The following is an 18,963-nucleotide window of genomic DNA, read 5'->3' on the forward strand; positions in this document are numbered from 1 at the left end:
CTACCGCTGTACAGCCTGCCTGTTGCCCGGATCGGCGGGTGAACGCCACAGCTTCGACGGCCACCAGATCGCGCGCCCCACGTCGTACGACAGAGCGGGGACGAGCAGCGAGCGCACCAGCACGGTGTCGAGAAGCACCCCGAACGCGACGATGAACGCGATCTGCACGAGGAACAGGATCGGGATGACCGCGAGCGCCGCGAACGTCGCCGCGAGCACGACGCCGGCCGAGGTGATGACGCTGCCGGTCATCCCGAGCCCCCGCAGGATGCCCGGCCGGGTGCCGAGCCGCAGGGACTCCTCCCGCACGCGCGTCATCAGGAAGATGTTGTAGTCCACGCCGAGCGCGACCAGGAAGACGAAGCCGAACAGCGGGACGCTCGCGTCCGCGCCGGGGAACCGGAACAGGTGGTCGAAGACGAGCGCGGAGACGCCGAGCGCCGCCGCGTACGACAGCACGACGCTGCCGATCAGCAGCACCGGCGCCAGGATCGAGCGCAGCAGCAGCATGAGCACCAGCAGGATGACCAGCAGCACGATCGGGATGATCCGCAGAAGGTCGCTCTGGGCGGTGTCGTTGGTGTCGAGCGCGATCGCGGTGACCCCGCCGACCAGGACGCCGGAGCCGGCGGCCGGGAGGTCGCGGCGCAAGTCCCGGACCACCTGCTCGGCCGCTGACGAGTCGGGCTGCGCCTTCAGGGTCGCCTGGATGAGCACCCGGCCGTCCTTCACCACCGGCGGCGGCGCGCTCTGGGCCGCACCGGGACCGGCCTGGGCGGGCCGCACGTTCCCCGCGTACAGCGTCGCGGACGAGATCCCGTCGTTCTTCTTCGCGGCGGCCAGCACGGCGTCCCCGTCGGCCTCCTTCGCCACGATCAGCACCGGAGCGCCCGACCCGGCGTCGAAGTGCTTCGCGAGGATCTTCTGCCCGTCGGCCGCGTCCGACTGCGAGAGCACCAGTGCAGTCTGCTCGACCCCGTTGGCCTTCAGACCTGTCAACCCGAACGCGCACGCGACGAGGACCACGAACGACACGATCCAGGTCACCCGCGGCCGATGCGCGATGAGGAGGCCGACGCGCCGCCACACGCCGCGGATCCCCTCCAGCCCGTCGACGCGCTCTGTGTTCTCGTGCGCATGGGCATGCGCGTGCTCCCCGCCCGCGTACTTCGGCCGGAACGGCCAGAACGCCGCCCGCCCGAACACCGCGAGCAGGGTCGGCAGCAGCGTCAGCGCCGACAGCAGCGAGAAGACGATACCGATCGCGGCGATGGGCCCGAGGCTCTTGTTCGAGTTGAGGTCGGAGAACAGCAGGCACAGCAGCGCGAGGATGACCGTCGCCCCGGAGGCCAGGATCGGCTCGAACGCCGCCCGCCACGCCTTCACGATGGCCGTCCAGCGCGACTCGTTCGCCTCCAGCGCCTCCCGGTAGCGGGCGACGAGTAGCAGCGAGTAGTCGGTGGCCGCGCCGATCACCAGGATCGACAGGATGCCCTGGCTCTGGCCGCTGAGGTTGATCCAGCCCCAGAGCGCGAAGAAGTAGACGACCAGGATCGCCGCGCAGAGTGCGAACACCGAGGTGAGCAGCACCAGGAACGGCAGCAGGAGCGCGCGGTACACCAGCAGCAGGATCACGAAGACCGCGCCCACGGCCACGAAGAGCAGGATGCCGTCGATCCCGCCGAACGCGTTGACCAGGTCGGCGGTGAGGCCGGCCGGGCCGGTGACCCAGCCCTGGGTCCCGGAGGGCAGCTCGCTCTTCAGCACACTCCGGAGGTCGGCGACGACCGTCTTCACATTGTTGGTGTCGCTGACCGGGACGATGAACTCGACGGCGCGACCGTCCTGCGAGGGGATCGGCCCGGCGACGCTGGTGCTCTGCCCGGACTCCGGAGCCTGCACGCCCTTCACTGCGCCGAGCTTCGCGCCCAGCGCCGCGAACGAGGCGAGGTCGCTCTGCGGGATCGTCGACCCGGACTGGACGACCACGATCGCGGGCACCGCCTGCGAGTCCGTGAACCGCTTCTGCCAGTCCTGCACCTCGGTCGACTCGGCGCTGGCCGGCAGGAACGCGGCCTGGTCGTTGCTGGAGACCCCGGAGAGCTTGCCGAAGGTTGGGCCGCCGAGGCCGGCCAGAACGAGCCAGACCAGGATGAGCGCCGCCGGCACCACCACCCGCAGCCACACCGACGGCTTCCCCGACATCGCGTCCCTCGCCTTCTGCAATTAGCTAACCAAGCTAGCAATCAGCATAGTGCGTATCCGGCCCGGTGCGTATCCCGGGCGCACACCGCGCGGGTCGCGCGCTAGACGAGCTCCGCCCCCGCGTGCGCCAGCTCCGCCAGCGCCGCCTCCGACGACTCGGCCGCCACCCCAGCCACCAGCGCGGTCAGCACCCGCACCTTCTGGCCGTGGTTCAGCGCGTCGAGCGCGGAGGCCCGCACGCAGTAGTCGGTCGCGATCCCGACCACCTCGACGGTGTCGATCCCGTGCTCGTCCAGGAGGTTGTGCACCGACGAGCCGGCCTCCGTCCTGCCCTCGAAGATCGAGTAGGCCGGCACACCCTGGCCCTTGCGGATGTGGTAGCCGACGCGGGAGGTGTCGAGCGCGGGATGGTACTCCGCGCCGTCCGTGCCCGCGACGCAGTGCACGGGCCAGGTGTTCACGAAGTCCGGCTCGGCGTCGGTCGCGAAGTGGCCGCCGTTGTCGTTGTCGCGGTCGTGCCAGTCGCGGCTGGCGAGGATGACCGCGTACTCGTCGGCGTGCGCGCGGAGGTGCTCGGTGATGGCGGCCGCCACCGCCGCTCCCCCGTCCACGCCGAGAGCGCCGCCCTCGGTGAAGTCGTTCTGCACGTCGATGATGAACAGCGCCTTGCCCATCGCCGCCTCCCCTGTTCGCTGGATCCGGGTCGCCTGATCCGGGCTCGGCCGACACCCCTGCTACCCGTTGGTGAGGTTGTCCCCGCACTTGTAGAAGCCGGTCGTCAGCGTGTCGATCGCCTGCTTGGCATTGTCGCTCACCGGGCCGAGCGCGTACACAGCGAAGGTGAGCTGCGTGCCGTCGGCCGCGTCGATGATTCCGGAGAGCGTGTAGCCGTTGTTGATCCAGCCGGTCTTGGCGTGCACCGAGCCGTCCGCGACCGAGTTCGCCCCGGTGAACCGGCTGTAGCCCGGCCCGAGCGTCCCCGTCCGGCCGGAGACCGGCAGGCCGTCGTAGACGACGCCCAGCCCGTTCTGGCGGTTGAGCACCTTGATGAAGAGCTGGGTGAGGTACGACGGCGGCACCGCGTTGTCGGCGCTGAGGCCGGAGCCGTCGGCGATGTGGATGCCGGTCGTGTCGATGCCGTAGCCCTTCAGCCCCGCCAGCACGCCCGCGTTCTCGGCGTCGAAGGTGTTGCCCGCGCCGGTCTTGATCGCGACGAGCCGCGCCAGCTCCTCCATGATCGTGTTGTCGGAGTAGGTCATCGCCTGGTCGATCAGGGTCGTCACCGGCTGCGACTGCACCGCCGCGAGCTGCCGGGCGCCCGCCGGGGCGGAGCCGGACGTCACCGGGACGTTGGTGCCGAGGTACTGCTGGAAGTACTGCACAGCGCGACCGGTCGGGTCGGTGCTGCGCGGCGACTCGACCGCGCCGGGGTTGTCCCGGTCGCCGTCCACCATCAGGGCAGACATGTACGGCGTCGAGCCCTCGACGACGCGCTCCTCGTGCTCGTCCCAGCTCGGCTGCCACATCGGCCCGCCGAACAGCGACGTGTCGACGACGATGGAGGTCACCGGCTGACCGCCGAGCGCCTGCTTGGTCTGAGTGGCGAGATCCTGGATGGACGGCGCGTTCGTGTAGAAGGCGCCCTGGCCTCCGGGGAGCCGCGACAGGGTGACGTCGCCGCCGCCGACGATGACGACCTGGCCGGGGACGCTGCCGGCGACGACCGTGGTCTGCACGCGGTAGTCCGGGCCGAGCGTCGCGAGTGCGGCGGCCGAGGTCAAGGTCTTGAGCACGGACGCGGTCGGGCCGGGCTTGCCGCCGTTGCGGTCGAAGAGCACCTGGCCGGTCTTCGCGTTGACGACCTGCGCCTCCAGGTTGCCGAGCCGGCCGTCCTGGGCGAGGGAGGCCACCGAGCAGGTGCGGATGCGGCTCGCGGCCGGCTGCGCCGCGGGCACGGGCCGCGTCGGGTCGGCGGTGGGCGTCGGAGTCGGGGTGGGCGTGGGAGTCGCGGAGTGCGTCGGGGGCGCAGCGGCGGCGGCACCGGCGGGCGCCGCGCCGACGGTCGCGCCGAGCGCGACGCTCCCGGCGCCGAGGATCACGAACGCCGCGGCGGCGCCGGCGGCGATCCACGCCGTCGGGTGCGAGCGGATGGCGGACAGCACGCCCGCCGCCGCTCCGGAGAGTGCGCCGCCTGCGCGCGCGTCACGCGCCGAACGACGGCCTCCAGGGGTCGCTCCGCTCCCGGGCTCGCTCGTCGCAGAGGAGTCCCCGGTGTGGAGAACAGTTGTCGGGGTGTTCGTCGAATCAGACTCGGTGCTGTCGGGCACACCGGAGTCGCGCTGGTCCGGTTCGCGCATCCGGGTATAGTACCGGCGTTCCCTGAGAGCGCCAATCGGCGAGGAGCGGGGAGCGTCCCCGGGATGACCCCGCAGACGACGAAACCCCCGGTCAAGACGACGTCTTGCCGGGGGTTCTGCTGGAGCCGCCCAAGGGAATCGAACCCTTGACCTTCTCATTACGAGTGAGATGCTCTGCCGACTGAGCTAGGGCGGCGTGGCCGGACTCGCGCCCGGGCACAGTCAGATAGCTTACCCGATCCCGCGGGGTGCTTTCGACCACCGCCCGGACCGCGCGAGCCGGTCAGCTGAGCTGGCCGCCGAGGGCCTGGAGCTGCGCGAACGAGCTGCGGAGGCGGTCCGCGAGCGGCTCGACGCCGCCGTGGTCGGCCCAGCACGACCAGGCGTGCCGCATGCCGGCGAACGCCACGTAGGTGACGAGGCGCGCCCGCTGGTGCAGGACCTCCTCGTCGCCGGCGAGCTCTGGCTCGTCGTGCGCCAGGCGGCGCTGCACGACGGCGCTCAGGGCGTCCTCGAACTTGTGCATGCTCGCCATCCGCTGCGCGAACAGCTCCGGGTTGCCCTTCAGGAGCGCGCGGCGGAGGGCGTGCAGCTCCTTCGCGCTGGCCGCGTTCTCGCCGGCGTGGGCGCCGTCCAGGTCGCCGTCGAGGCCTCCCGTTTCGATCGCGGCGATCAGGAGCCTGCCCATCCCGTCCAGGATCGGCTCGGCCGGTCCGGCCTCGATGAAGCGCTCGATGCTCTCCTCGTCCGGGAGCTCCGGGAGCTCGCCGATGATCGCGGACTCCTTGGACGGGAAGTAGTTGAAGAACGTGCGCGGCGAGACGTTCGCCGCGTGGCTGATCTCGTCGACCGTGACATGGTCGAAGCCCCGCTCGCTGGCGAGCTCGAGCGCGGCGAGCTGGATCGCGCGTCTCGTCGCGATGCGCTTGCGCTCGCGGAGGCCCAGCTCGCCCTCCGCGGTCCCGATCTCTACAGTCACGAGTCCGATTATTTCACCGTCTGCAAAATTGCACCACTCACCGCGGCGGCGGTGCCGGCATCCCGGGCCCGGGCGTCAGCAGGTCTTGCCCTTCGGCGGGATGGTGCCGCCCACCAGGAAGTCGTCCACCGCGTTGTTCACGCACGAGTTCGACTTGTTGTAGGCGGTGTGGCCTTCGCCCTTGTAGGTGAGCAGGTGGCCGTTCTCCAGCTCGGACGACATGTTCTTCGCCCACACGTACGGGGTGGCCGGGTCGTTGGTGGTGCCGACGACGAGGATGGGCGCCGAGCCCTTCGCCGCGATCGGGCCGCGCTGCACGGTGGTCTTGTATGGCCAGGTGGCGCAGCCGATGTCGCCGTAGGCCATGTACGGGCCGATCACCGGCGCCGCGACGGCGAGCTCGGCCGCCTGCGCCCGCATCGTGGCGGGGTCCGCGTCGTAGCTGTAGTCGAGGCAGTTGATCGCCATGAACGCCTCGGTCGAGTTGTCCGAGTACGTGCCGTCGCTGTTGCGGCTGTTGTAGCCGTCGGCCAGCGTGAAGGCGACGGACGCGTTGCCCTTCATCACGTCGGCGAACATGCTGCTCAGGTACGACCAGGCGGTCGCGTCGTAGAGCGGGTAGATGATCGCCGTCACGAGCGTGTTGGCGCCGAGCTCCCGGCCGTCCGAGTTGCGGATCGGGCTGTGCTCCACGGAGGCCAGCAAGTCGGAGATGGTCTTCATCCCGTCCTCCACCGTGCCGGTGAACGGGCAGTCCTTCTTCGCGAGGCAGCTCTTCAGGTAAGCGCGGAGCGCGCTCTCGAAACCCTGCGCCTGCACCTTCGTGACGTCGAAGTTGCTCGCCGCCGGGTCGAGGGCGCCGTCGAGGACGAGCCGCCCGGTCTTGCCCGGGTAGAGGTCGGCGTACACCGCGCCCAGATACGTGCCGTAGGAGTACCCGAGATAGTTGAGCTTCGTGTCGCCGAGCACCGCTCGCAAGAGGTCGAGGTCGCGCGCCGCGCTCACGGTGTCGACGTGGTCGAGGAGGGCGCCGGTGTTCGTGGCGCACGCGGCGCCGAAGTCCTTGGCGACGGTGGTGTTCTCGGCGATCCACTGGTCGGAGCCGCGCTGTCCGGGGGTGATCCCGTAGAGGTAGGTGTCCATCTCCTGGGCGTTGTAGCACTTGACCGCGGTCGAGTGGCCGACTCCGCGCGGGTCGAAGCCGACGATGTCGAAGTGGCTCTGCAGCGTCTTGTCGGTCGCGTAGTCGACGGAGTCCTTGACGAAGTCGTAGCCGGAGCCGCCTGGGCCGCCCGGGTTGACCAGGAGAGAGCCCTGCTTGGTGCCCTTGGCCTGCTGCCGGATGAGCGCGAGGGAGACCTGACCGGCCGACGGGTCGTTCCAGGTCAGCGGGGCCTTGGCGGTCGCGCACTGCTTGCCGCTGGAGCAGTCGGACCAGACCAGCTTCTGCTCGTAGAACGGCTTCAGCGCCGCGGCGACCTTCTCGGGCGCCGGCGTGGAGGTCGTGGACGACTTCGCAGGAATGAACCAGGTGACGCAGCCGGTCAGCGTCAGCGCGACGACGGCGGCGATCGCGACGAAGACGGTGCGAGCGGCCCGCCGGCGGGCCGGGCGGCCCTCTCGGATGGTCACAGGTCTGTCCCCTTTCGCGCGGCCGAGCCGCGAAGGATCGTCGTGAGCATGGCCTCCAGGGCCAGCGCGGGAGCGACGTTGCCGTCGATCCGCTCGCGGGCGGTCGTCACGGCATCCATCGCGGAGAGCGTAGCGGCAGGACTTGTCCGTGCGCTGAGTGCGGTCAGCCGGTCGCCCAGCTCGGCGTTCACGAGCTCGCTGCCGCTGCCGAGCTGCAGCATCATCACGTCGCGGTACAGCGAGAGCAGGTCGGTGAGGATCCGGTCGATGCCGTCGCGGAGGCTGCGGGTCGCACGGCGCTTCTGGTCCTCCTCGAGCTGGCGCAGCTGGCCGCGCAGCGCGGGCGGGATGGCCCCGCCCGGCTCGATGCCGAGCGAGCGGAGGGCGTGCTCGCGCTCCTCGGCGTCGCGCTCCTCGGTGATCGCCTTCGCGTCGGCGCCGGCCACCTCAAGCAAGGTCGCGGCGGCGAGCACAGCCCCGGAGACGGAGCGGATGCCGAGCGCGAGGTCGAGCGTCTGCTCGCGGCGGCGCCTGGCCTCCTCGTTGGTGGCGAGGCGGTGCGCCATTCCGATGTGGCTCTGCGCGTGGCGGGCCGCGCGCTCGGCGGCGGCGCTGTCGACGCCGTCGCGGCGCTCGATGAGCCGCGCGACGTCGGCGACGTCCGGGACCTTCAGCCGCACGGTGCGGACGCGCGACCGGATGGTCGGCAGCAGGTCGGCGTCGCTCGGCGCGCACAGGATCCAGACCGTGCGCTCCGGGGGCTCCTCCAGCGCCTTCAGCAGGACGTTGGAGGTGCGCTCGGTCATCCGGTCGGCGTCCTCGATGACCATGACGCGGTAGCGCCCGACCGACGGCGCGAACTGCGAGCTCGCGACCAGGGACCGCACCTCCTCGATGGCGATGATGACGCGCTCGGTGCTGAGCACCGCGAGGTCGGGATGCGTGCGGGCCTCCACCTGGCGCTGCGTGGCGAGGTCGCCCTCCGGGTTCCCGGGGCTGAGCAGGGCGGTGGCGAACGCGTAGGCGAGATTGGAGCGGCCGGACCCGGGCGGGCCGGTGATGAGCCACGAGTGGGTCATGCCGCGGGCGGCCTCGGCGGCGGGACCGGTGGCAGTGGCCGACTCCGCGGCGGAACGGACGACGGCGATCGCCTCGTCCTGACCCGTCAGGTCGTCCCACACCGCCATGCGTTCCAGGCTAGTGGGCACGGAGGACAGCGCGGGCTCCGGGGTCGAGGCGGCCGATGCTGGTGCCGATGCGGGCGCCGTTGCCGGTGCGCCGGTCAGACCCGGTCCTCCAAGCGGCTGCGGATGTCGGCGGCGATCTCGTCGACGGGGCGTGCTGCGTCCACGACGAGGAACCGCTGCGGCTCCGCCTCGGCGAGCCCGAGGTAGGCCGCGCGGACGCGCGCGTGGAACTCCGAGCGCTCGGCCTCCAGCCGGTCGTAGCGGGTCCGGGACGTGTCCAGCCGGGCGCGGGCCGCGGTCTCGTCGAGGTCGAGCAGGATGGTGAGGTCCGGCAGCAGCCCCTCGGCAGCCCAGAGCGAGAGGTCGCGCACCTGGCCGGCGTCGAGCACCCGGCCGGCGCCCTGGTAGGCGACGGACGAGTCGATGTAGCGGTCCTGCACGACGACCTCGCCGCGCTCCAGGGCCGGACGCACCACGGTCGCGATGTGGTGGGCGCGGTCCGCCGCGTAGAGGAGCGCCTCAGCACGCGGCGCGATGTCGCCGCGGTGGTGCAGGACGATCTCCCTGATCTCCACCCCGGCGTCGGTGCCACCCGGCTCCCTGGTGCGCAGGACGGTGCGGCCGCGGTCGCGCAGCCACTCCTCCAGGAGGGCGGCCTGCGTCGACTTCCCGACGCCGTCGCCGCCCTCCAGAGTGATGAACAGACCGGTGCGCGACTCGCTCACTCGGCGGACTTCTTCGCCGCCGCGCGGGTCGAAGCGCCGGTCTTGGGCGCGGCCTTGGCCTTGGCGGCTGTGGTCTTGGCCGCCGTGGTCTTCGCCGCCGTGGTCTTCGCCGCCGTGGTCTTCGCTGCGGTCGTCTTCGCCGCCGTGGTCTTCGCCGCCGTCGACTTGGTCGCCGTCTTCGCCGCGCTCGTCCGCGAGGTCGTGCGCTTGGCGGCCGGCTTCTTGGCCGGTCCCTTCGCACGCTTGTCCGCCAGGAGCTGCACGGCGCGGTCGAAGTCGACCTCGTCCACCGTCTCACCCCGGGGGATGGTCGCGTTCGTCTCGCCGTCGGTCACGTACGCGCCGAACCGGCCGTCCTTGATCTTTATCGGCTTGCCGCTGACCGGGTCGGCGTCGAACTCCTTGAGCGCGCTCGACGCCCGGCGGTTGCCGTACTTCGGCTGCGCGAACAGCTCGACGGCGCCGGCCAGGTCGATCCCGAAGATGTCGTCCTCGCTCGGCAGCGAACGGGTGTCCGTGCCCTTCTTCAGGTACGGCCCGTACCGGCCGTTCGCGGCCTGGATCTCCGTGCCCGTCTCCGGGTCGGCACCGACGGTGCGCGGCAGGTCGAGCAGCTTCAGCGCGGTGTCGAGGTCGATGGTCGCGAGGTCCATCGACTTGAACAGCGAGGCCGTGCGCGGCTTGGCGGCGGCCTTCTTCGCGGTCTTCTTCGGCTCGACGACCTCGCCGGTCTGCGGGTCCACCTCGGGCTCGGGCTCGGGGTCCGCCTCCGTCACGTACGGCCCGAACCGGCCGTCCTTGGCGAGGACCAGCTTGCCGCTCTCCGGGTTCACACCGAGCTCGCGGTCGGTCTGGACCGGAGCCTCGATGAGCTCCTTCGCCTTCGCGGGCGTCAGCTCGTCGGGGGCGAGGTCCGGCGGGAGGTTGACGCGGCGGGGCGTCGCGTCCTCGGCGGCGCCGGCCTCCTGCACCTCCAGGTACGGGCCGTACTTGCCGATGCGCAGGGTCACGTCGTCGTCGATCGCGATCGAGTTGATGCTGCGGGCGTCGATCTCGCCGAGGTTGTCGATCACCCGGCGCAGACCCTTGTGCTTGTCGCTGCCGAAGTAGAAGCTGTTCAGCCAGTCGACGCGCTCCGCCTCGCCGTCGGCGATGCGGTCGAGGTCGTCCTCCATCTCGGCCGTGAAGTCGTACTGCACGAGGTCGCCGAAGTAGTCCTCCAGCAGGCGCACCACGGAGAACGCGACCCAGCTGGGCACGAGCGCCTGCCCGCGCTGCGTGACGTAGCCGCGGTCGATGATCGTGGAGATGATGCTCGCGAACGTGGAGGGACGCCCGATGCCGAGCTCCTCCAGCGCCTTCACGAGGCTCGCCTCGGTGTAGCGCGGCGGAGGGGTGGTCTCGTGGCCGTCGGCGGCGATGTCCTGGACGCCGAGGGTCTGACCCGGAGTGAGCGGCGGCAGCTTCGCGTCGCCGCTCGCGTCGGCGTTGCGCTCCTCGTCGCGGCCCTCTTCGTAGGCGTTGAGGAAGCCGCGGAAGGTGATCACCGTCCCGCTGGCCGTGAACTCGGCGACGGTGCCGTCGAGCTGCCCCTCGCCGATCCGCGCCTCGACGGTGACCGAGGCGGTCTGGCCCTTGGCGTCGGCCATCTGGGAGGCGACGGTCCGCTTCCAGATCAGGTCGTAGAGCCGCAGCTCGGGACCGCGGAGCGACTTCTCGAGCTCGGCCGGCGTGCGGAAGACCTCGCCCGCGGGACGGATCGCCTCGTGCGCCTCCTGCGCGTTCTTGCTCTTGGAGGCGTAGACGCGCGGCTTGTCCGGGACGGTCTCCGCGCCGTACAGTTTCGCCGCCTGTGCGCGCGCCGCGTTCGTCGCCTGCTGCGACAGCGACGCGGAGTCGGTGCGCATATAGGTGATGTACCCGTTCTCGTAGAGGGTCTGTGCGACGCTCATGGTCTGGCGGGCGGAGAACCGCAGCTTGCGGGCGGCCTCCTGCTGCATCGTGGAGGTCGTGAACGGCGCGGCCGGCCGACGTGAGTAGGGCTTGGAGTCGACCTTGGAGACCGTGACGGCCGTGGTCTGCTGCCGCACGGCGTCGGCGAGCGCCTGCGCGGACGTCTCGTCGAGGATCGTCGCGCCGGAGGTGAGCCGGCCGTGGTCGTCGAAGTCGCGCCCGGTGGCGACGCGCTCGCCGTCCAGCCGGGCGAGCCTGGCCTCGAACGCCGTGGCGTCCTCCGGGAGCAGCTGGGCGGTGAGCCCCCAGTAGGAGGCCGCGACGAACGCGAGCCGCTCGCGCTCGCGGTCCACGACGAGCCGGGTGGCGGCGGACTGGACGCGGCCGGCGGAGAGCCCAGGACCGACCTTGCGCCACAGCACGGGCGACACTTCGTAGCCGTAGAGCCGGTCGAGGATGCGGCGGGTCTCCTGTGCGTCGACCAGGGCGGTGTCGATTTCGCGCGTGTTGTCCCGCGCCTTCTCGATGGCCTCCCGGGTGATCTCGTGGAACACCATCCGCTTGACGGGGACCTTGGGCTTCAGGACCTCGACCAGGTGCCAGGCGATGGCCTCCCCTTCGCGGTCCTCATCAGTGGCGAGCAGGAGTTCGTCGGCGTCCTTGAGGGCGCGCTTGAGGTCGGCGACGGTCTTCTTCTTCTGGTCGGAGACCACGTAGTAGGGAGCGAACTCGTTTTCCACGTCGACGGAGAACTTGCCGAGCGACCCCTTCTTCAGCTCGGGCGGAAGGTTCTTGGGCTCGATCAGGTCGCGGATGTGTCCGACGGATGCCATCACCTCGTAGCCCTCGCCGAGGTACTGGGCGATGGACTTCACCTTGTTCGGAGACTCGACGATGACGAGCTTCTTCGTGCCAGGCACTTGACTCCTCTTATATAGCAACTGTGTTCGCAGGGACCTCACTGGTCCGAAGCGCGCTCCCCCGAGCGCCGCACAGAGGGCGGCGAGCGTGGGCCGCACGGCCCAACAGGCAAACCATACACACCTAGGCCGCTTGTGTGCCTAATCGCCGGCGGCGCCGTTCGCCCGAGCGGAAGGGAGGGGCCGGCGGCCGGGACGGTCTCGGAGTGGCGGCTGAGGCGCTCTCCGGGCGCGGGGCCTGTTGCTCCTGGAGCGCCGGGAGGACAATGTGATCATGGCAACGACATCAATGACGACGTACACCGCCAAGCTCATCGACGGCCCCCTGGAAGGCAAGACGATCGCGATCTCCTTCCTCGACTCGGGCGACCCGCAGCCGCGCCTGAAGCTTGCCGCCCCGTCCGGCGGAAAGCACTACCTCTACGTCCGCGGCTCCGCCTCGGAGACGGAGTACGCGTCCGACGACCCGAGCGCGTCGCTCCCGAGCGCGGTGGCGTACCGGTACGTGGAGACGGTGTTCGACTGACGTCGCGGGACGCCGGCTGAGGCCGCCGCGCAGCGCGATCAGCGCGAGCCCGGAGGTCCGGCCCGGGCCGACGCGGACGCCTCCCAGCCGTGGTACGGAACCGCGACCTCGACGCGCACGACGACTCCGGCCAGGACGCAGTCCGTCACGGTCGCGCCGTTGGCACGTGCCACCGTCTCCGCGAGACCGCACGGCTCGGCTGCCGTCCGGCCCACCGCCGCGTCCGCCGCGGCCAGAGCGGCGGCGTCGGCGGCGACCGCGGCCTTCCGGCTCGCGCCCCACGCTCCCGTCACACCCACGGCCGCGAGCGTGACCGTGACGGTGACCGCGACCACGGCGAGCGCGAGGACGGATCCGGCCCCGCGCTCGCCCCGGCCCAGAGGTACGGGTGGCCCCATCATTCCTCCACCTCTTCATCCGGCGCCGCGTCATCGAGCGCGCACGAGCGGGCCGACACCGTCAGCCCGAGTGCGCCGAGGCCGCCCGCGGCGCTGGGCGCCGTGACCGTCACGCACAGCAGCCCGCCGGCGGAGCCGACCTGGCGCGCGGCGCCCTCGGGCGGCCGGGGCGCCGCGTCCCCGCGTCCGAGGAGGCGCGCCGCGGCCGCCGCGTGATCGAGCAGCCGCGCCTGCTGAGCCGCCGCCTGGATCGCGCCGACGCAGAGCGCCAGGCACAGCAGGACGGCGGGAAGGACCGCCGCGAACTCCGCCGTCACACTCCCCCGCTCGCCGTGCAGCCTCCCGTCGTGCGGCCTCCCGCCGTCGAACCCGACGCCGGCCCGACGCACGCGTCGACCGCCCGTGCGCTCTCCGTCGTCAGCCATCGACCGTGAGTGCTCGCCGCACCAGCTCGGTGAGGATGGATTTCACCTCGTCGCCGCGCAGCAGCATCAGCAGCACGCCGGCGAAGGCGACCGCCGCCATGGTCGTGACGGCGTACTCCGCCGTGCTCGCTCCGCGGTCCTCCCAGCGCAGCCGGTGAATGATCTCTCGCATTTCTCTCTCCTTCGTGTTCGGTTCCGCCGACCTCCGCCGGCCTGATTCGATCGTCTCGTCCGCCGGTTCCGCGGTGTTCGTCGCCCCCGAATCCGTGGACAACTCAGCTCAGGCCCGCGATGGTGGAGGACATCATCGCCAGGATGACGGGCACAACGCCGAGGAGCACGAACGCGGGCAGCACGCACACGCCGAGCGGGAGCAGCAGTCGCACGGCGAGAAGCTCCGCGCGCCGCCGCCCGTCGGCGCGGGCGGTCCGTCTCTCCTGCCTGGCTTCGGCGGCCAGCAGCTCGATCGCGGGCGCGCCTGCCCGCTCCGCGATCCGGAGGACCCGGTCGACGGAGGTGTCGCCCTCCGCGACGAGGTCGAGCCCGACGCGGCGTGCGACGTCGGCGATCGTCGCCCGGGCTGCCGGCACCGACAGTCCCCCGGCCAAGGCGATGGCCGTCAGATCGTGCTCGATCCCCGGCACCGGCCCCGCCCGCGATGCCGACCGGATCAGACTGCGGGTCCAGGACCGCCCGGCGACGAGCAGGCCGCCGCCGGAGATCGCCGCGACCCAGCCGAGCGGCCCGGTGACCAGCGTGCCGATGACGTCGACGCCGATCCCGTAGGCCATGGCGACGCCGACGGCCGGAAGCCAGGACATCAGCCGTGCGGTGGCTCGGGGGCCGGCCAGAGCGGTCGCGATGTCCCGCTCCGCTCCGGCACGGTCGCGCAGGGCCTCGGCTGCGCCGCGCAGAGCGGGCGCGATCGAGGCTCCGGCGTACTCGGCGACGCCCCATGCCGCCGCCACCGCGGCCATGCCGGCGTCGCCCGCGGTTCCGTGACTCTGCTGCGCCGAGGTGCTGTGTGTGGCCGCGGGCTCGCGCGCCGACGTCGGGCCGCGCCACGCCGCAACGCCGAGCGCCGCGTGCTCGGCATGGCCGCCGGACGCCCGGCCATGCCGCCCGGCAAGCCCGAACGTCGCTCCGCCGCCGTAGCCGCCACGCGCCAGGCCACGCCGCGCCGCAGCGCCGGACGCCGCTCTTCCGACGTGTGCACCGGGAGTCGCGCCGGGCCGCGCCGCCGCCGCAAGCGCCTCGGAGGGCGCCGTCCCCTCCGCGACGAGTCGCGCCGCCCGGGCGACGGCCGGGTGCGTGGCCTCCGCGGCCACGTACTGCCACGCCGAGCGGGGTGCGATGCCCGCGTCCAGGAGCACAGCGAGGGCCTCCACCGAACTGGAAAGGAGGTCGTCGGCGGGACGGCCGCCCCGGCCGCGTGCCGCGTTCCGTCGTTCACTCATACGGCACCACCGCCAGGCGGCCGTCCGGCGATGTCGTGAACCGGCCGAAGCCGGCGACGCGGCGCCGGTCGCCGACCCGTTCGACGTGGACGATCATCCCGATGGCGCTGATCGTCTGGCGGGCGGTCGCGATGTCGTCCAGGCCGGCGAGCGCGCCGAGAGCCTCCATCCGTGCGGGGACGTCCGCCAGCGAGTTCGCGTGCAGGGTTCCCGCCCCGCCGTCGTGGCCCGTGTTCAGCGCGGAGAGGAGGTCGGCCACCTCCTCTCCGCGGCACTCGCCGAGGACGAGCCGGTCCGGTCGCATCCGGAGCGCCTCCCGCACCAGTCGCCGCAGGCCAACGCCGCCGGCGCCCTCGAGGTTCGGCTGGCGCGTCTGCAGGCCGACGACGTGCGGGTGCGGGATGCGGAGCTCGGCGACATCCTCGATGAGCACGATGCGCTCGGTGGGAGGCGCATGGGCCAGGGTCGCCGCCAACAGTGTCGTCTTGCCCGCGCCGCCTGCCCCGGTCACCAGGATGTTCGCCCGGGCGGTCACCGCCGCGCGGAGCAGGGCGACGCCGTCGGAGGTCAGCGAACCGGCGCCGACGAGGTCGTCCAGGGTGAGGGCAGCAGCCGCCGGAATGCGGATCGACAGCAGTGTTCCTCCGGTCGAGATCGGCGGGAGCACCGCGTGGACGCGCACACCGCCGGGAATTCGCACGTCCACGAACGGGGTCGCCTCGTCGATGTGACGCCCTCCGGTGGCGATCAGCCGGGTGGCCAGCCGACGGGCGGCGTGGAGGTCGGGCGGCCAGCCGTCCACCCGGTGGAGCCCGCGCGGGCCGCCGTCGGACCACAGCACGCCGTCGCCGGTGACGAAGAGGTCGGTGACGCCGGCGCGCATCAGGTACGGGGCCAGCGGTCCGAAGGTCTCCCAGAAGTCCGGGGCGGCCGCCGTGTGCGCGGGAGGCGGCGCCGTCCGCGGTGGCGGCGCGCTCATCGATGGCGGGCCAATCGGTGACGACCCGGTCCCCGATGGCGGCAAGACCATGGGCAACACCCCAGCCCCGCGTACCGGTGGCCTCGGCGGCACCCTCACCGGCGCACCGCGCGCACCACTCACACCACGCACATGCGGACCGACCACCCCCGCCCGGGCGATCGACGGCGTACTCCACTCGTTCGAATTCCTCATGCCCACGACGCTACGAAGACCGAAGAGCGCACGGCGGCGAAGCCGGAGATCAGTGGAGAACCCGCTTCATCCACAGGCCGCCGCGGACAACCAGATTGTGAACCGGCGGGTTAAAAAAAGGGGGGCCGCACCTATTGGGGGGAACAGGTGCGGCCACTGCGGCGCATGATTGGGGGGAATCGATTGCGCCGCACGCCAGAATTATCATTCGGCCGCTGCCTAGTTTACGCAGAATCAATGCAAACGCAAGTCTGCTCGGAGGCCGCTACCTGGGGGTTGTAGAGTCAGGGATTGTCGCGCCACGACTCGAACAACAGCATCGCAAAGGAGCGAAAAGACTCCCCATGAGCAACACAATCGACAACCTGCTGCACGAAGCCCGGCGGTTCGCGCCCACCGAGGAGTTCGCCGCCGACGCGGTCGCGACGGCCGAGCTCTATGAACGCGCGGCGTCCGACAGGCTCGGATTCTGGGCCGATCAGTCGCGCGACCTCCTGCACTGGCACACCCCGTTCACGCGCACCCTCGACTGGTCGAACCCGCCGTTCGCGAAGTGGTTCGACGACGGCGAGCTCAACGTCGCCTTCAACTGCCTCGACCGCCACGTGCTGGCCGGCAACGGCGACCGCGTCGCCATCCACTGGGAGGGTGAGCCGGGCGACACCCGCTCGATCACCTACGCCGAGCTGACCGCCGAGGTGAAGAAGGCGGCCAACCTGCTGACGAGCCTCGGCATCCAGGCCGGCGACCGCGTCGCGATCTACCTGCCGATGATCCCGGAGGCCGTCATCGCGATGCTGGCCGTCGCGCGCATCGGCGCGGTCCACTCCGTCGTCTTCGGCGGGTTCAGCGCCGAGTCGCTCCGGTCCCGCATCGACGACGCGGAGGCCAAGCTCGTCATCACCGCCGACGGCGGCTGGCGCAAGGGCCGGGTCTTCCCGCTCAAGGACGCCGTCGACGCCGCGCTCGCGAACGGCGAGTCCTCGGTCGAGCACGTCCTCGTCGTCAAGCGCGGCGAGAACGAGGTCGCCTGGACCGAGGGCCGCGACCTGTGGTGGCAGGACGAGATCGCTCTCGTCGACGCCGACCACGTCGCCAAGGCCTTCCCCGCCGAGAACCCGCTGTTCATCCTCTACACGTCGGGCACGACCGGCAAGCCGAAGGGCATCCTGCACACCTCGGGCGGCTACCTGACCCAGGCGGCGTTCACGCACAAGAACGTCTTCGACCTCCACCCGGAGTCCGACGTCTACTGGTGCAGCGCCGATGTCGGCTGGATCACCGGCCACACGTACGTCGTCTACGGCCCGCTCGCGAACGGCGCGACCCAGGTGCTCTACGAGGGCACCCCCGAGACGCCGCACCCGGGCCGCTGGTGGGAGATCATCGAGAAGTACAAGGTCTCGATCTTCTACACCGCTCCGACCGCCATCCGCTCCTTCATGAAGATCGGTCGCCAGCACCCGCAGAAGTTCGACCTGTCGAGCCTGCGCGTGCTCGGCTCGGTGGGCGAGCCGATCAACCCCGAGGCGTGGATGTGGTACCGCGACGTCATCGGCGGAGGCTCCACCCCGATCGTGGACACCTGGTGGCAGACCGAGACCGGCGCGATCATGGTGTCCGCGCTGCCCGGCGTGACCACGCTCAAGCCCGGCAGCGCCCAGGTGCCGCTGCCCGGCATCTCGATCGACATCCTCGACGAGGCCGGCGTGCCCGTCGGCAAGGACCAGGGCGGCCTTCTCGTCGTCACCGAGCCGTGGCCGAGCATGCTGCGCGGCATCTGGGGCGACCCCGACCGCTTCGTGGAGACGTACTGGTCGAAGTTCGGCGACAAGTACTTCGCCGGCGACGGCGCCCGCTACGACACGGACGGCGAGATCTGGCTGATGGGCCGGGTGGACGACGTGATGAACGTCTCGGGCCACCGCCTCTCGACGGCGGAGATCGAGTCCGCGCTCGTCGCGCATCCCCTGACGGCGGAGGCCGCGGTGGTCGGCGCGGCGGACGAGACGACCGGCCAGGCCGTCGTCGCGTTCGTGATCATCAAGCAGAACCAGCTGGAGGCCGCCGAGGCGATGGATGTCGCCGCGGAGCTGCGCAAACACGTGTCCGAGCAGATCGGCGCCATCGCCCGCCCGCGCGACATCTTCATCGTCACGGAGCTGCCGAAGACGCGCTCGGGCAAGATCATGCGACGTCTGCTGAAGGACGTCGCGGAAGGCAGGGAGGTCGGCGACACGACCACGCTCGCCGACACCGCGGTGATGAGCTCCATCCAGGCGAAGCTCACCTAGGCACGACGAGAACGCACGAACGGGAACCGCCGCGGATCACTGCGATCCGCGGCGGTTCTCGTTGTCAGGGGGTGTCACTCGTAGGCGACGATGATCTCCACCTCGACGGGCGCGTCGAGCGGGAGGACCGCGACGCCGACGGCGGACCGGGCGTGGACGCCGGCGTCGCCGAAGATCTCGCCGAGCACTTCGGACGCACCGTTGATCACACCGGGCTGGCCCGTGAACGACGGGTCGGACGCGACGAAGCCGACGACCTTCACGACCCGCGTCACGCGGTCGAGCGAGCCGATGACGCTCTTGACGGCCGCGAGCGCGTTCAGCGCACAGATGCGGGCGTACTCCTTCGCGTCGTCGGCCGGAACGAGGCCGTGCCCGTCCCCGACCTTGCCGGTCGCCGGGAGGGCGCCGGAGACCATCGGGAGCTGGCCGGAGGTGTAGACGTGTCCGCCGTCGACGACGGCCGGCGTGTAGGCCGCGACGGGTGGCACGACGGCCGGGAGGTCGATCCCGAGCTCGGCCAGGCGAGCCTCGATCGCGGCCATCAGGCGGCGTCCTCGGCCGGCACCGGACGCTTGAGGTAGGCGACCAGACCGCCCTCGGGGCCGGTCACGACCTGCACCAGCTCCCACCCCTCCGAGCCCCAGTTGTTGAGGATGGCGGCCGTGTTATGGATCATGAGAGGAGTCGTAAGGTATTCCCAGCGCAGCATGGTGCTCTTTTCATTCGGG

The 18,963-nt window shown here is 71.3% G+C and carries 17 protein-coding genes and 1 tRNA gene; 2 read left to right on the forward strand and 16 right to left on the reverse strand.

Annotated elements, in window-relative coordinates:
- The 9 genes from F1C12_RS08490 to topA form a co-directional block, all read right to left on the reverse strand.
- The gene (locus F1C12_RS08490; RefSeq protein WP_185278331.1) at nt 1-2,205 is read right to left on the reverse strand and encodes an MMPL family transporter; all 2,205 of its coding nucleotides are present in this window, start codon (nt 2,203-2,205) and stop codon (nt 1-3) included.
- Nucleotides 2,206-2,306: 101 nt separating this feature from the next.
- Complete coding sequence (locus F1C12_RS08495) at nt 2,307-2,879, reverse strand: isochorismatase family protein (RefSeq protein WP_185278332.1); 573 nt, start codon at nt 2,877-2,879, stop codon at nt 2,307-2,309.
- Nucleotides 2,880-2,939: 60 nt separating this feature from the next.
- The gene (locus F1C12_RS08500; RefSeq protein WP_185278333.1) at nt 2,940-4,562 is read right to left on the reverse strand and encodes a D-alanyl-D-alanine carboxypeptidase/D-alanyl-D-alanine-endopeptidase; all 1,623 of its coding nucleotides are present in this window, start codon (nt 4,560-4,562) and stop codon (nt 2,940-2,942) included.
- 120 nt (nt 4,563-4,682) lie between these two features.
- A tRNA-Thr gene (locus tag F1C12_RS08505) sits at nt 4,683-4,758 on the reverse strand.
- A gap of 87 nt (nt 4,759-4,845) precedes the next feature.
- Nucleotides 4,846-5,541 (reverse strand): TetR/AcrR family transcriptional regulator, encoded by a 696-nt coding sequence (locus F1C12_RS08510; RefSeq protein ID WP_258046180.1) that lies wholly within the window; start codon nt 5,539-5,541, stop codon nt 4,846-4,848.
- 75 nt (nt 5,542-5,616) lie between these two features.
- On the reverse strand, nt 5,617-7,173 hold the full coding sequence (locus F1C12_RS08515) for an alpha/beta hydrolase (protein WP_185278334.1): 1,557 nt from the start codon (nt 7,171-7,173) through the stop codon (nt 5,617-5,619).
- Entirely contained in the window at nt 7,170-8,360 is a 1,191-nt protein-coding gene (locus F1C12_RS08520; protein ID WP_185278335.1) for a DNA polymerase III subunit delta', read from the reverse strand. Before F1C12_RS08520 ends, F1C12_RS08515 begins: the two co-directional genes overlap by 4 nt.
- 95 nt (nt 8,361-8,455) lie before the next feature.
- Entirely contained in the window at nt 8,456-9,085 is a 630-nt protein-coding gene (gene tmk, locus F1C12_RS08525) for a dTMP kinase (protein ID WP_185278336.1), read from the reverse strand.
- A complete protein-coding gene (gene topA / locus F1C12_RS08530) occupies nt 9,082-11,958 on the reverse strand; it encodes a type I DNA topoisomerase (RefSeq protein WP_185278337.1) in 2,877 nt (958 codons plus the stop codon). The genes tmk and topA overlap by 4 nt, the downstream gene beginning before the upstream one ends.
- 274 nt (nt 11,959-12,232) lie before the next feature.
- Here topA and F1C12_RS08535 point away from each other — a divergent pair, with 274 nt between their 5' ends.
- Nucleotides 12,233-12,484: a hypothetical protein gene (locus tag F1C12_RS08535; protein ID WP_185278338.1), complete on the forward strand. Its 252-nt coding sequence runs from the start codon at nt 12,233-12,235 to the stop codon at nt 12,482-12,484.
- A gap of 38 nt (nt 12,485-12,522) precedes the next feature.
- Here F1C12_RS08535 and F1C12_RS08540 read toward each other — a convergent pair whose 3' ends face one another.
- The 5 genes from F1C12_RS08540 to F1C12_RS08560 form a co-directional block, all read right to left on the reverse strand.
- Nucleotides 12,523-12,885 carry an Rv3654c family TadE-like protein gene (locus F1C12_RS08540; RefSeq protein WP_258046181.1) on the reverse strand — a complete coding sequence of 121 codons (363 nt, stop codon included), beginning with the start codon at nt 12,883-12,885 and terminating at the stop codon, nt 12,523-12,525.
- Nucleotides 12,882-13,307 carry a hypothetical protein gene (locus F1C12_RS08545; RefSeq protein ID WP_258046182.1) on the reverse strand — a complete coding sequence of 142 codons (426 nt, stop codon included), beginning with the start codon at nt 13,305-13,307 and terminating at the stop codon, nt 12,882-12,884. Before F1C12_RS08545 ends, F1C12_RS08540 begins: the two co-directional genes overlap by 4 nt.
- Entirely contained in the window at nt 13,300-13,479 is a 180-nt protein-coding gene (locus F1C12_RS08550; protein ID WP_185278339.1) for a DUF4244 domain-containing protein, read from the reverse strand. The genes F1C12_RS08545 and F1C12_RS08550 overlap by 8 nt, the downstream gene beginning before the upstream one ends.
- 103 nt (nt 13,480-13,582) lie before the next feature.
- On the reverse strand, nt 13,583-14,764 hold the full coding sequence (locus F1C12_RS22685; protein WP_258046183.1) for a type II secretion system F family protein: 1,182 nt from the start codon (nt 14,762-14,764) through the stop codon (nt 13,583-13,585).
- Nucleotides 14,757-15,743: a TadA family conjugal transfer-associated ATPase gene (locus F1C12_RS08560; protein WP_374939561.1), complete on the reverse strand. Its 987-nt coding sequence runs from the start codon at nt 15,741-15,743 to the stop codon at nt 14,757-14,759. Before F1C12_RS08560 ends, F1C12_RS22685 begins: the two co-directional genes overlap by 8 nt.
- Nucleotides 15,744-16,282: 539 nt before the next feature.
- On the opposite strand from F1C12_RS08560, the gene acs reads away from it, so the two are divergent.
- Nucleotides 16,283-18,232, forward strand: a complete 1,950-nt coding sequence (gene acs, locus F1C12_RS08565; protein WP_185278341.1) for an acetate--CoA ligase — start codon at nt 16,283-16,285, stop codon at nt 18,230-18,232.
- 74 nt (nt 18,233-18,306) lie between these two features.
- On the opposite strand, the gene F1C12_RS08570 is transcribed toward acs, so the two are convergent.
- Nucleotides 18,307-18,777, reverse strand: coding sequence for a RidA family protein (locus F1C12_RS08570; RefSeq protein ID WP_185278342.1), 471 nt, complete (start codon nt 18,775-18,777; stop codon nt 18,307-18,309).
- Nucleotides 18,777-18,944: a DUF4177 domain-containing protein gene (locus F1C12_RS22590; protein ID WP_219732693.1), complete on the reverse strand. Its 168-nt coding sequence runs from the start codon at nt 18,942-18,944 to the stop codon at nt 18,777-18,779. The genes F1C12_RS08570 and F1C12_RS22590 overlap by 1 nt, the downstream gene beginning before the upstream one ends.
- Nucleotides 18,945-18,963: the final 19 nt, after the last annotated feature.

This window comes from Leifsonia shinshuensis (assembly GCF_014217625.1).
Classification (GTDB): Bacteria; Actinomycetota; Actinomycetes; order Actinomycetales; family Microbacteriaceae; genus Leifsonia; species Leifsonia shinshuensis_A.

Bases quoted from the DNA above. Each gene is read 5' to 3' on its own strand.
- F1C12_RS08490 (WP_185278331.1), bottom strand. From the start codon at position 2,205: ATGTCGGGGAAGCCGTCGGTGTGGCTGCGGGTGGTGGTGCCGGCGGCG.
- F1C12_RS08550 (WP_185278339.1), bottom strand. From the start codon at position 13,479: ATGCGAGAGATCATTCACCGGCTGCGCTGGGAGGACCGCGGAGCGAGC.
- F1C12_RS08520 (WP_185278335.1), bottom strand. From the start codon at position 8,360: ATGGCGGTGTGGGACGACCTGACGGGTCAGGACGAGGCGATCGCCGTC.
- F1C12_RS08535 (WP_185278338.1), top strand. From the start codon at position 12,233: ATGGCAACGACATCAATGACGACGTACACCGCCAAGCTCATCGACGGC.
- acs (WP_185278341.1), top strand. From the start codon at position 16,283: ATGAGCAACACAATCGACAACCTGCTGCACGAAGCCCGGCGGTTCGCG.
- F1C12_RS08560 (WP_374939561.1), bottom strand. From the start codon at position 15,743: ATGAGCGCGCCGCCACCGCGGACGGCGCCGCCTCCCGCGCACACGGCG.
- F1C12_RS08500 (WP_185278333.1), bottom strand. From the start codon at position 4,562: ATGCGCGAACCGGACCAGCGCGACTCCGGTGTGCCCGACAGCACCGAG.
- F1C12_RS08495 (WP_185278332.1), bottom strand. From the start codon at position 2,879: ATGGGCAAGGCGCTGTTCATCATCGACGTGCAGAACGACTTCACCGAG.
- F1C12_RS22685 (WP_258046183.1), bottom strand. From the start codon at position 14,764: ATGAGTGAACGACGGAACGCGGCACGCGGCCGGGGCGGCCGTCCCGCC.
- F1C12_RS08540 (WP_258046181.1), bottom strand. From the start codon at position 12,885: ATGATGGGGCCACCCGTACCTCTGGGCCGGGGCGAGCGCGGGGCCGGA.
- F1C12_RS22590 (WP_219732693.1), bottom strand. From the start codon at position 18,944: ATGCTGCGCTGGGAATACCTTACGACTCCTCTCATGATCCATAACACG.
- F1C12_RS08545 (WP_258046182.1), bottom strand. From the start codon at position 13,307: ATGGCTGACGACGGAGAGCGCACGGGCGGTCGACGCGTGCGTCGGGCC.
- F1C12_RS08570 (WP_185278342.1), bottom strand. From the start codon at position 18,777: ATGGCCGCGATCGAGGCTCGCCTGGCCGAGCTCGGGATCGACCTCCCG.